8 protein-coding genes and 1 tRNA gene are annotated in these 11445 nt (G+C 64.4%); 8 read left to right on the top strand and 1 reads right to left on the bottom strand.

Translation table 11 applies throughout. The features are described from left to right. Window positions 1–12 precede the first annotated feature (12 nt). Window positions 13–1935 carry a PrkA family serine protein kinase gene (locus tag V6M37_RS10790; RefSeq protein ID WP_332673102.1) on the bottom strand — a complete coding sequence of 641 codons (1923 nt, stop codon included), beginning with the start codon at window positions 1933–1935 and terminating at the stop codon, window positions 13–15. A gap of 338 nt (window positions 1936–2273) precedes the next feature. Between V6M37_RS10790 and tig the strand changes: the two genes are divergently transcribed. The 8 genes from tig to V6M37_RS10750 form a co-directional block, all read left to right on the top strand. Then, window positions 2274–3578, top strand: coding sequence for a trigger factor (gene tig, locus V6M37_RS10785; RefSeq protein ID WP_332673101.1), 1305 nt, complete (start codon window positions 2274–2276; stop codon window positions 3576–3578). An 18-nt stretch (window positions 3579–3596) separates the two neighbouring features. Next, window positions 3597–4232: an ATP-dependent Clp endopeptidase proteolytic subunit ClpP gene (clpP, locus tag V6M37_RS10780; RefSeq protein WP_332673098.1), complete on the top strand. Its 636-nt coding sequence runs from the start codon at window positions 3597–3599 to the stop codon at window positions 4230–4232. A 17-nt stretch (window positions 4233–4249) separates the two neighbouring features. Next, window positions 4250–5518, top strand: a complete 1269-nt coding sequence (clpX, locus tag V6M37_RS10775) for an ATP-dependent Clp protease ATP-binding subunit ClpX (RefSeq protein ID WP_332673096.1) — start codon at window positions 4250–4252, stop codon at window positions 5516–5518. A 92-nt stretch (window positions 5519–5610) separates the two neighbouring features. Further along, the gene (gene lon, locus V6M37_RS10770; protein ID WP_332673095.1) at window positions 5611–8037 is read left to right on the top strand and encodes an endopeptidase La; all 2427 of its coding nucleotides are present in this window, start codon (window positions 5611–5613) and stop codon (window positions 8035–8037) included. Between the two features lie 180 nt (window positions 8038–8217). After that, window positions 8218–8293 (top strand) — tRNA-Val (locus V6M37_RS10765). Window positions 8294–8711: 418 nt separating this feature from the next. Beyond that, window positions 8712–8939, top strand: coding sequence for a DUF2795 domain-containing protein (locus tag V6M37_RS10760; RefSeq protein ID WP_332673093.1), 228 nt, complete (start codon window positions 8712–8714; stop codon window positions 8937–8939). 1 nt (window position 8940) lies between these two features. Continuing rightward, window positions 8941–10404 (top strand): DUF4254 domain-containing protein, encoded by a 1464-nt coding sequence (locus V6M37_RS10755; protein ID WP_332673176.1) that lies wholly within the window; start codon window positions 8941–8943, stop codon window positions 10402–10404. Continuing rightward, a partial coding sequence (locus V6M37_RS10750) for a glycosyltransferase family 9 protein (protein WP_332673092.1) occupies window positions 10401–11445 on the top strand: 1045 nt, incomplete at its 3' end. The genes V6M37_RS10755 and V6M37_RS10750, both read left to right, overlap by 4 nt.

The raw sequence follows: 11445 nt of genomic DNA, 5'->3' as shown, positions 1-11445 counted from the left end.
GCGGCGCGACGATCACGAGGATTTGCGAACCCGCAGATACCACTCGCACAGCAACCGCACCTGTTTCTCGGTGTAGCCCTTCTCGATCATGCGGTCGACGAAGTCCTGGTGCTTCTTCTGCTCCTCGCCGCTCGCCTTCGCGTTGAAGCTGATGACCGGCAGTAGTTCCTCCGTGTTCGAGAACATCTTCTTCTCGATCACGCCGCGCAGCTTCTCGTAGCTCGTCCAGCTCGGGTTCTTGCCGTCGTTCTTCGCCCGGGCGCGCAGCACGAAGTTCACGACCTCGTTGCGGAAATCCTTCGGGTTGCTGATGCCCGCCGGCTTCTCGATCTTTTCGAGCTCGTCGTTCAACGCGGAACGGTCGAGGATCTCGCCGGTGTTCGGATCGCGGAATTCCTGATCCTGGATCCAGAAGTCGGCGTAAGTCACGTAGCGATCGAAAATGTTCTGCCCGTATTCGGAGTAGCTTTCGAGGTACGCCGTCTGGATTTCCTTGCCGATGAATTCGGCGTAGCGCGGCGCGAGGTACTCCTTGATGTAGCCCATGTAGCGCGCCTCGGTTTCGGCCGGGTACTGCTCCTGCTCGATCTGCTGTTCGAGCACGTACATCAGGTGCACCGGGTTCGCCGCGACCTCGCGGTGGTCGAAGTTGAACACCTTCGACAGCGCCTTGAACGCGAAGCGCGTCGACAGCCCCGTCATGCCTTCGTCGACGCCGGCGTAGTCGCGGTACTCCTGGAAGCTCTTCGCCTTCGGGTCGGTGTCCTTGAGGTTCTCGCCGTCATAGACGCGCATCTTTGAATAGATGCTCGAGTTCTCCGGCTCCTTCAGTCGCGACAGCACCGCGAACTGCGCCATCATCTTCAGCGTGTCCGGTGCGCACGGCGCCTTCGACAGCGAGCTCTCGACGAGCAGCTTCTCGTAGATGTGCACTTCGTCCGAGACGCGCAGGCAGTACGGCACCTTCACGGTGTAGATCCGGTCGAGGAAGGCCTCGTTGTTCTTGTTGTTCTTGAATGCGACCCATTCGGACTCGTTCGAGTGCGCCATCACGATGCCGTCGAACGGGATCGCGCCGAAGCCCTCCGTGCCCTTGTAGTTGCCTTCCTGCGTCGCCGTCAGCAGCGGATGCAGCACCTTGATCGGCGCCTTAAACATCTCGACGAATTCGAGCAGGCCGCGGTTCGCGAGGCACAGGCCACCGGAATAGCTGTACGCGTCCGGGTCGTCCTGCGAGTATTCCTCTAGCTTGCGGATGTCGATCTTGCCGACGAGCGACGAGATGTCCTGGTTGTTTTCGTCGCCCGGTTCGGTCTTCGCGACCGCGGTCTGCTTCAGCACGGACGGACGCAGCTTGACGACGCGAAAGCGCGTGATGTCGCCGCCGAACTCGTGCAGCCGCTTCACGGCCCACGGGCTCATGATGGTATTGACGTAACGGCTCGGGATGCCGAAATCGTCCTCGAGCAGACGGCCGTCCTCGTTGAGATCGAACAGGCCGAGCGGCGATTCATGGACCGGCGAGCCCTTGATCGCGTAGAACGGCACCTTCTCGATCAGCGACTTGAGTTTTTCCGCGAGCGAGGACTTGCCGCCTCCGACCGGCCCGAGCAGGTAGAGGATCTGTTTCTTTTCCTCCAGCCCCTGCGCCGCGTGCCGGAAGTACGCCACGATGTGCTCGATGACCTCTTCCATTCCGTAGAAGTCGCGGAAAGCGGGGTAGAGCTTCAGGACCTTGTTCGAGAAGATGCGCGAGAGACGCGGATCGAGGCGGGTGTCGACGAGTTCCGGGTCCCCGATCGCCATCAGCATCCGTTCTGCAGCGGTCGCGTAGGCCGAACGGTCCGATTTGCAGAGTTCGAGATACTCCTGGATCGACATCTCTTCTTCACGGGCTGCTTCGAATCGCGCTTGGTAGGCGTTGAAGATGCTCATCTGAATGTCTCCTGTCGTGGTCGAACCGTCGCGGTGGCGGTGCGGGAACCCGTCGCCGGTTCCTGCGGCTCACGGGAATTTCCCGTGATTCCGGTATTAGCGGTCGTCACCCGTCAGAGAGGGGATGGCGCTGCAAGTTCCATGCAATCCACCTGCCCCGTCTGCAAGACTCACCGGCCCATTCTGACCCCTCGAACCGCCTGGAAGGAAGGCCTGATTGCTGTGATAGAATCGAGATTTATTCGTAACATTCTGCCGTAGCAGAAACCCTTCCGGAATAACGGAAATAAGCGATCCGGATCCGCCGCGGCGCAACTTTGACTTGTCAGGAATGACCTATGCAGACCAACCAGGAAACGCAGGGCGCGCTCGAGCGCCGCATCGACATGACTGTGCCCATGGCGGAAATCGAAAAGGAAGTCGATTCGCGCCTGAAGCGTATGGCCCGCACAGTGAAAATGCCCGGCTTCCGCCCCGGCAAGGTCCCGATGAAGATCGTCGCCCAGACCTACGGCTCGCAGGCGCGCTCGGAGGCGATCGGCGCGGCGGTCGAAAAGGTATTCGGTGACAAGGTCCGGGAACAGAACCTGCGGGTCGCCGGCTACCCGCGGATCGAGCCGATACAGGGCGCGGGCGAGGGAACGTTGGAATTCAGTGCGGTGTTCGAAGTCTACCCGCAGGTGCCGCTGGGCGAACTGTCGGAGCACAAGATCGAGCGTCCGACGCTGGCCGTGGGGGACGCCGAGGTCGACAAGACGATCGACGTGCTGCGCAAGCAGCGCACGACGTTCGAAGCTGTCGATCGCGCCGCCCAGGATGGCGACCGGGTGGTCATCGATTTCGCCGGCCGCAAGGACGGTGAGCTCTTTGAAGGCGGCAAGGCGGAAGACTTCCCGTTCGTGATCGGCGCGGGCTCGATGCTGAAGGATTTCGAGACCGCGGTGACCGGGTTGAAGGCGGGCGAAAGCAAGACCTTCGACATGACCTTCCCCGAGGACTATCACGCGGCCCATCTGGCCGGCCAGCAGGTGCAGTTCGAGATCACCGTGAAGCGGGTCGAAGGTCCGAAGCTGCCGGAGATCGACGCCGATTTCGCGAAGGCGCTCGGTGTCGCCGACGGCGACGTGACGAAGCTGCGCGATGAAGTTCGTGCGAACCTCGAGCGCGAGGTGAAGCGTCGCATCCAGGCGAAGATCAAGGAGCAGGTGATGGACGCGCTGCTCGCTGCGAACCCGATCGAAGTGCCGAAGGCGCTCGTCGAGCAGGAGTCGCGGCAACTGGCGGAGAACGCGAAGCGCGACCTCGAGATGCGTGGCATGAAAACCAAGGACATCCCGGTCGAGCCGGCCTGGTTCGCCGATCAGGCGGTGCGCCGCGTCAAGCTCGGGTTGATCATGGCAGAATTGGTCAAGGCCAAGGAACTCTACGCCAAGCCGGAACAAGTTCGCGCTTTGGTGGACGAAATGGCACAGAGCTACGAAGATCCTGCCGAACTCGTGCGCTGGTACTACGCGCAGCCGGAGCGGCTCGCGCAGGCGGAGGCGGTGGTGATCGAGGACAACGTGGTCGGGTGGGTGGCGTCGCAGACCCAAACCACCGACAAGCCGGTGTCTTTTGACGAACTGATGGGTAACGCGGCCTGACGCCGCAAAGGGCGAACGATGAACAACGCAGCGCCATACGGAAGCAATTGGGACCCGGTCGCCCTCGGCCTGGTCCCGATGGTCGTCGAACAGAGCGGGCGCGGCGAGCGCGCCTACGACATTTACTCGCGGCTGCTGAAGGAGCGGGTGATCTTTCTGGTCGGACCGGTCAATGACGTGACCGCGAACCTGATCGTGGCGCAGCTCCTGTTCCTCGAGTCCGAAAACCCGGACAAGGACATTTATTTCTACATTAACTCGCCGGGCGGGTCGGTGTCCGCCGGCATGGCGATCTACGACACGATGCAGTTCATCAAGCCGCATGTCAGCACGCTGTGCATCGGCATGGCGGCGAGCATGGGCTCGTTCCTGCTCGCCGCGGGCGAAAAGGGCAAGCGCTTCTGCCTGCCGAACTCGCGCGTGATGATCCACCAGCCGCTGGGCGGTTTCCAGGGGCAAGCGTCGGATATCGAAATCCACGCGCGCGAGATTCTCAGTATCCGCGCGAAACTCAACGAAATGCTCGCGAAACATACCGGGCAGCCGCTCGAACGGATCGAGAAGGACACCGATCGGGACCGGTTCATGTCTGCGACCGAGGCGACGGAATACGGGATTGTCGACCGCGTGTTGACGACCCGCTCGGACGCCTGAATCAAGAGAGGAAGACCATGACGGAGAAAAAGGCGGGAGGCGAAAAGCTTCTTTACTGCTCGTTCTGCGGGAAGAGCCAGCATGAGGTTCGCAAGCTCATTGCGGGTCCGTCAGTCTTCATCTGCGACGAGTGCATCGAACTGTGCAACGACATCATCCGCGACGAGATTTCCGAAGCGACCGATGCCGAGGGCGCGCGGGCCAGCCTGCCGACGCCGCAGGAGATCTGCGAGATCCTGAACCAGTACGTGATCGGGCAGACGCAGGCGAAGCGCAATCTTTCCGTCGCTGTTTATAACCATTACAAGCGTCTGCGCCATCTCGCCGTCCGCAAGGACGAAGTCGAGCTGTCGAAGAGCAACATCCTACTGATCGGTCCGACCGGATCGGGCAAGACGCTGCTGGCGCAGACGCTCGCGCGCCTGCTCAACGTGCCGTTCGTGATGGCCGATGCGACGACGCTGACCGAAGCCGGCTACGTCGGCGAGGATGTCGAGAACATCATCCAGAAGCTGCTGCAGAAGTGCGACTACGACGTCGACAAGGCGCAGAACGGCATCGTGTACATCGACGAGATCGACAAGATTTCGCGCAAGTCCGACAACCCGTCGATCACGCGCGATGTGTCGGGCGAGGGCGTGCAGCAGGCGCTCCTGAAGCTCATCGAAGGCACGGTCGCTTCGATTCCGCCGCAGGGCGGGCGCAAGCACCCGAACCAGGACTTCATTCAGGTCGACACGACGAACATCCTGTTCATCTGCGGCGGGGCATTCGACGGCCTCGACAAGGTGATCCGCAATCGCACCGAGAAGATCGGCATCGGCTTCGGCGCGCAGATCAAGAGCCGCGAGGGCAGGGATGTCTCCGAGTCCTTCCGCCAGGTCGAGCCTGAAGACCTCATCAAGTTCGGCCTGATCCCAGAATTCGTCGGCCGGCTGCCGGTCGTCGCGACCTTGCAGGAACTCGACGAGGAGGCGCTGATCCAGATCCTCGTGGAGCCGAAGAACGCACTCGTCAAGCAGTACCAGAAGCTGTTCTCGATGGAGGGCGTCGAACTGGAAATCCGCCCGGCCGCGCTGCACGCGGTCGCGAAAAAGGCGATCCGCCGCAAGACCGGGGCACGTGGTTTGCGTTCGATCCTCGAGTCGGCATTGCTCGACATCATGTACGACCTGCCGGCAATGGAAAGCGTCGAGAAGGTCGTCGTCGATGAAGGAACGATCGAAGAGGGCGCTCAGCCGCTGCTGATCTACGCGGAACAGGCCAAGGTATCCGGTTCGAACTGACCGGCTGACGGCCGATCCGGTCGCGCGACGCTTGATTTTTCCTGGTCGGGCCCCCATGTGGGCTCGACACGTCTTTAGAGGTAAAAACAATCATGTCAGGCCCGCTTGACCTCCCCACCGAACAAATGGAACTGCCCCTCCTGCCGCTACGGGACGTCGTGGTGTTCCCGCACATGGTGATTCCCCTCTTCGTCGGGCGCCCGAAGTCGATCAAGGCGCTCGAAAACGCGATGGAGGCGGGCAAGGGGATCCTCCTCGTCGCACAGAAGTCCGCTGCGAAGGATGAGCCGTCTGCCGAGGATCTCTACGAGATCGGCTGCATCGCGAACATCCTGCAGATGCTCAAGCTGCCCGACGGCACGATCAAGGTGCTCGTCGAAGGCGTGCAGCGCGGCCGCGTCGACTCCGTCGAGGACCTGCGCAGCGTGTTCGTCGCGAAGGTCACGCCGGTGCCGGTGCCCGAGACGGACAACAACGAGCTCGAGGCGATGCGCCGCGCGATCATCGCGCAGTTCGACCAGTACGTGAAACTGAACAAGAAGATCCCGCCGGAGATTCTCGCGTCGCTCGCCGGCATCGAAGACCCCGGCCGCCTTGCCGACACGATCGCCGCGCACCTGCCGCTGAAGCTCGAACAGAAGCAGGAAGTGCTCGAAATGTTCGGCACCGGCGAGCGGCTCGAGCGCCTGCTGACCCAGCTCGAAACCGAACTCGACATCCTGCAGGTCGAAAAGCGCATCCGCGGCCGCGTCAAGCGCCAGATGGAGAAGAGCCAGCGCGAGTACTACCTCAACGAGCAGGTCAAGGCGATCCAGAAGGAACTCGGGGAAGGCGAGGAAGGTGCCGACCTCGAGGAAATGGACAAGAAGATCAAGGCCTCCGGTATGCCGAAGGAGGCGCTTGCGAAGGCTCAGTCCGAACTCAAGAAGCTGCGCCTGATGTCGCCGATGTCGGCCGAAGCGACCGTCGTGCGCAATTACATCGAAACGCTGATCGGCCTGCCGTGGAAGCGCAAGTCGCGCGTCAGCAAGGACCTCGGCGAGGCCCAGAAGGTGCTCGACCGCGACCACTACGGTCTCGAGCGCGTCAAGGAACGCATCCTCGAATATCTCGCGGTCCAGCAGCGCGTGGACAAGGTCAAGGCGCCGATCCTGTGCCTCGTCGGCGCCCCCGGCGTCGGGAAGACGTCGCTCGGGCAGTCGATCGCGAAGGCGACGAACCGCAAGTTCGTGCGCATGGCCCTCGGCGGCGTGCGTGACGAGGCCGAGATCCGCGGCCACCGCCGCACGTATATCGGCTCGATGCCGGGCAAGATCCTGCAGAACATGCAGAAGGTCGGCGTCAAGAACCCGCTTTTCCTGCTCGACGAAGTGGACAAGCTCGGGCAGGACTTCCGCGGCGATCCGAGCTCCGCGCTGCTCGAAGTGCTCGATCCGGAGCAGAACCACACGTTCGCCGACCACTACATCGAAGTCGACTTCGACTTGTCCGATGTGATGTTCGTCGCGACCGCGAACACGCTGAACATCCCGGCGCCGCTCCTCGACCGGATGGAAGTGATCCGCCTGTCGGGCTACACCGAGGACGAGAAGGTCAACATCGCGCAACGCTATCTGCTGCCGAAGCAGATGAAGAACAACGGCCTGAAGCGCGACGAGCTGTCGGTGACCGAGGACGCGCTGCGCGACGTCTGCCGCTATTACACGCGGGAGGCGGGCGTGCGCAGCCTCGAACGCGAAATTTCGAAGATCTGCCGCAAGGTCGTGAAATCGCTGGTGCTGCGCAACCGGTCGACGAAGATCGTCGTCAACGCGAAGAGCCTCGACAAGTACCTCGGCGTGCGCAAGTACTCGTTCGGCGTCGCGGAGAAGGAAAACCAGGTGGGGCAGGTGACCGGCCTCGCCTGGACCGAGGTCGGCGGCGAGCTGCTGACGGTCGAAGCGGTCGTGTTGCCGGGCAAGGGCAAGGTCATGACCACCGGCAAGCTCGGCGAGGTGATGCAGGAGTCGATCCAGGCGGCGCTGTCGGTCGTGCGCAAGCGCGCCCGCTCGCTCGGCATCCACGACGACTTCTACCAGAAGAGCGACATCCACATCCACCTGCCGGAAGGGGCGATTCCGAAGGACGGCCCGTCGGCCGGCATCGCGATCTCGACGGCGCTGGTTTCGGTGCTGACCGGCATCCCGGTGCGCTGCGACGTCGCGATGACGGGTGAGATCACGCTGCGGGGTGAGGTTCTCCCGATCGGTGGTCTGAAGGAAAAACTCCTCGCGGCCGTGCGCGGCGGAATCCGCGTCGCGCTGATTCCCGAGGAGAACGTCAAGGATCTCGCCGACATCGCCGACAACATCAAGAATGCGCTGAAGATTACGCCGGTACGCTGGATCGATCAGGTGCTCGAACATGCACTCGAACGCCAGCCGCAGCCGCTGACCGAGTCGGAGGTCGAGGACCACGCCCGTGCGGTGCGGGACGAGTCCGAATCGGCCGGGGGCGGGAAAGCGGTGCGCGCGCACTGAGGGCGGAGTATTGATAAGTCCTCGAAGGCGCGGCCGTTCGCACTTAAGGCATCGGCCGCGACCCGGGACGTCGGATCGCACGGACGCGGCGAAGGCGCTGAAATTCATGCTGGCAAAGCACCGGAAGATGCTTTAGAATTACCGGCTTTCCCGTCTGCCGAAAGGCGGCGCGCCGGACACGGGTGCTTAGCTCAGTTGGTAGAGCGTCGCCCTTACAAGGCGAATGTCGGCGGTTCGACCCCGTCAGCACCCACCAGTAATACGAACAAAAAGCGCAGTACGCAGCAAACTTGCAGGCCCGCCTCGTGCGGGCCTTTTGTTTTTGTGCCCCTGCCAATGCCGAACTGTCGCGGCGACAATCCGCAGCGCCCATCCGTCGCGTGGGAGGAATCCCGATGCGCGGCAGAAAATCCGCCCGGTGAAGGATTCGGCCTGCGACGAACGCAGCGCTGGCCGAAGTCTCGCAGACCGCACCCCGCTGGCGGCGTGCCACGCCCGTAGTCGTCCCGGCCGTTCCGCAGATCCCTTCAGCCGTCTCCGCCCGAGTTGTAAAAGTTGCTGCCGCCGGTAGCTTTTCCAGCCGGACCGGAGCCGATCGTTTCGGCGACGGGGACGGCGGCGGCGGGCACCGGGTTTGCACCTGTGGGCCTCGCACGGACTATCAGGAGACGGTCATGGCAAGCCAGCAGAAGCGCGAGGATTCGGAGCGCGCCGTGCCGAGACCGGTGCAGGTGCAGAAGTTTCTCGGCGGACTCGATTATCCCGTAGGCAAGAGGGCGCTCCTCGACCGTGCGCGCGGCGAAGGCGCCGACGAGAACGTGATGGAGGCGCTCGAACGCATTACCGACCGTGAGTACGACAGCCCGACGGCTGTGTCGCGGGAGGTGGGCGAACTTGACTGACATGACCGGAATGCTCGGGTCGGGCGTCGTGACGGCGCGCCCGGTGTTCGATCTCGAGGCACGCCTGATCATCGGGTTCCACGACCGTTTTCTCGCCGGCGAGGCGCCGGTTGCGCAGACCGGCTCGCCCGACCTTTGGCGCTGGATCGAGGAAAATCACCGCAGCAATTCGGCGCTGTGGCGAGAGGAGGACAAGGCTCGCCGCACCGATTTGCCGGACGCTGAGATCGTCGGCTGCAAGCGCAGCATCGACGCGCTGAACCAGTGTCGGAACGACGCCGTCGAGGCGCTCGACAACTGCATCCTGTTCGCGCTCGGCCGGCGCGGCGGCGAGGCGGCGGGGCGCCAGTCGAGCGAGACCGCGGGCGCGATGGTCGATCGGCTCTCGATCCTCGCGCTCAAGATCCATCACATGCGCTTGCAGACGCAGCGGCACGACGTGGACGAGGCGCACATGCAGCGCTGCGCCGACAAGCTCGCGACGCTGATCGCGCAGCGCAACGACCTCGCCGCGTGCTTCGACCGACTGCTGTGGGAGGCCCGCTGCGGCGCCGCGCATTTCAAGACCTACCGCCAGTTCAAGATGTACAACGACCCGTCGACGAACCCCGAGCTTTACGGTCGCCGCGATCGCGCGGACGCCGGCGGCGGCGCGGTAGACGTCCTGATCCCGACCTGCGACCGTCCGGCGGCCCTCGCGGTGACGCTCACGTCGCTGTTCGCGCAAAGCCATCCGGACCTGCGGGTCGTGATTTCGGACCAGGGCGAGGTCCGCCGCGTCGACCAGTCGGCCGAAGTCACGGGGGTGCGGCGGCTGCTCGTCGCGAAAGGCTGCGAGGTCGAGGTGCACCGTCACCTCCCGCGCCGCGGGCTTGCGGAGCAAAGGCATTTCCTGCTCGCGCAAGCCCGGGCGCCGCATGTGCTCTTCCTCGACGACGACGTCGTGCTTGAGCCGGATCTCGTCGCGCGCCTGCTGAAGGCGCTCCGCGAGCAGGGCTGCGGTTTCGTCGGCAGTGCGCTGATCGGCATGAGCCACGCGGGCGACACCCGCCCGCACCAGCAGCGCATCGAGTTCTGGGACGGCCCGGTCGAGCCCGAGGACGTCGCGCCCGGCAGCGCCGCGTGGGAGCGCCACCAGCTGCACAGCGCCGCGAATCTCTATCACGTGCAGACCCGGCTCGGCTTGCGGCGCGAGGACCAGCGCCTCTACCGCGTCGCATGGGTCGGCGGCTGCGTGCTTTTCGACGCCGCGAAGCTGCGCGCGGCGGGCGGATTCGACTTCTGGGACGAGCTTCCCGCCGAGCATTGCGGCGAGGACGTGTACGCGCAGTTGCGCGTCATGTCGCGATACGGCGGTTGCGGCGTGATCCCGTCGGGCGCGTACCACCAGGAGCTGCCGACGACCATCCCGCACCGCGACGTCGACGCGCCGTTCGCGCTGCAGCGCGGAGGTGCGGCAACGTGATCGGGCGAGCAGCTGCCGGCGTCCGCGAGCCGGTCCCCGACGTCGCATCGATCGCCGTGCTGCGCCCGAACCAGGTCGGCGACTTCATATTCGCGCTGCCGGCGCTCGCAGCGCTGCGCGAAACCTATCCGGCCGCGCGCATCGTCTATCTCGGCCGCGCGTGGCACAAGGCTTTTCTCGACCGGCGCACGCCGCTCGTCGACGAGGTCGTCGTGCTGCCGCCGGTGCCGGGAGTCGGCGCGCCGCCCGGCGTCGTGGTCGACGCGGGACCGATCGAGTCGGCCTGCGCGGCGCTGCGTGATCGTCGCTTCGATATCGCGTGCCAGTTCTACGGGGGCGGCCGCCACTCGAACCCGTTCATCAAGCGGCTCGGTGCGCGGATGACTGTGGGGGTGCGCGCCGCCGACGCGGAACCGCTCGACCGATGGCTACCGTACGTCCCGTGGCACAACGAGCGGCTGCGGCTGCTCGAGGCGGTCGGACTGGTGGGTGCGCGCCCCGCCGAACTTCAGCCGCTGCTCCCGGTGCTGCCGCGCGACCGCGACGAACTCGCCGCGAAGCTGAGGCTCCCCGGCGAACGGCCGCTCCTCGTGTTGAGTCCCGGTGCGAGCGACCCGCGCCGACGGTGGCCCGTCGAGAAGTTCGCTGCCGTCGCCGACATGTTCGCCCGCGAAGGAGCGTGCGTGGTCGTACAGGGCGGCGGGGCGGATGAGCTCGAACTCTCCGCGAGGATCGTTGCCGCGATGCGCGAACCGGCAATCGATTCGGGGGGCCTGTTGTCGCTCGATGGCCTCGCGGCGCTGCTCCAGCGCGCGCGCCTCGTCATCGCGAGCGACAGTGGCCCGCTGCAGCTCGCGCAGGCGCTGGGGACGCCGACGGTCGGCATCTTCTGGTTCGTCAACCTGCTGATCTCCGGCCCGCTGACCTCGCACCGTAACCGCTGTGCGGCGTCGCTCCGGCGCGCCTGCCCCGTCTGTGGCCGCGACAACCTCCATTCGCGCTGTGAGCACGACCCGTCCTTCGTCGAGGACGTCAGCACGG

Source organism: Aromatoleum sp., from assembly GCF_036675785.1.
Classification (GTDB): Bacteria; Pseudomonadota; Gammaproteobacteria; order Burkholderiales; family Rhodocyclaceae; genus Aromatoleum.
The sequence above is the reverse complement of the archived record's forward strand: the minus strand, read 5'-3'. Positions and strand labels throughout refer to the sequence as shown.

Bases quoted from the DNA above. Each gene is read 5' to 3' on its own strand.
- V6M37_RS10790 (WP_332673102.1), bottom strand. From the start codon at position 1,935: ATGAGCATCTTCAACGCCTACCAAGCGCGATTCGAAGCAGCCCGTGAA.
- tig (WP_332673101.1), top strand. From the start codon at position 2,274: ATGCAGACCAACCAGGAAACGCAGGGCGCGCTCGAGCGCCGCATCGAC.
- clpP (WP_332673098.1), top strand. From the start codon at position 3,597: ATGAACAACGCAGCGCCATACGGAAGCAATTGGGACCCGGTCGCCCTC.
- clpX (WP_332673096.1), top strand. From the start codon at position 4,250: ATGACGGAGAAAAAGGCGGGAGGCGAAAAGCTTCTTTACTGCTCGTTC.
- lon (WP_332673095.1), top strand. From the start codon at position 5,611: ATGTCAGGCCCGCTTGACCTCCCCACCGAACAAATGGAACTGCCCCTC.
- V6M37_RS10760 (WP_332673093.1), top strand. From the start codon at position 8,712: ATGGCAAGCCAGCAGAAGCGCGAGGATTCGGAGCGCGCCGTGCCGAGA.
- V6M37_RS10755 (WP_332673176.1), top strand. From the start codon at position 8,941: ATGACCGGAATGCTCGGGTCGGGCGTCGTGACGGCGCGCCCGGTGTTC.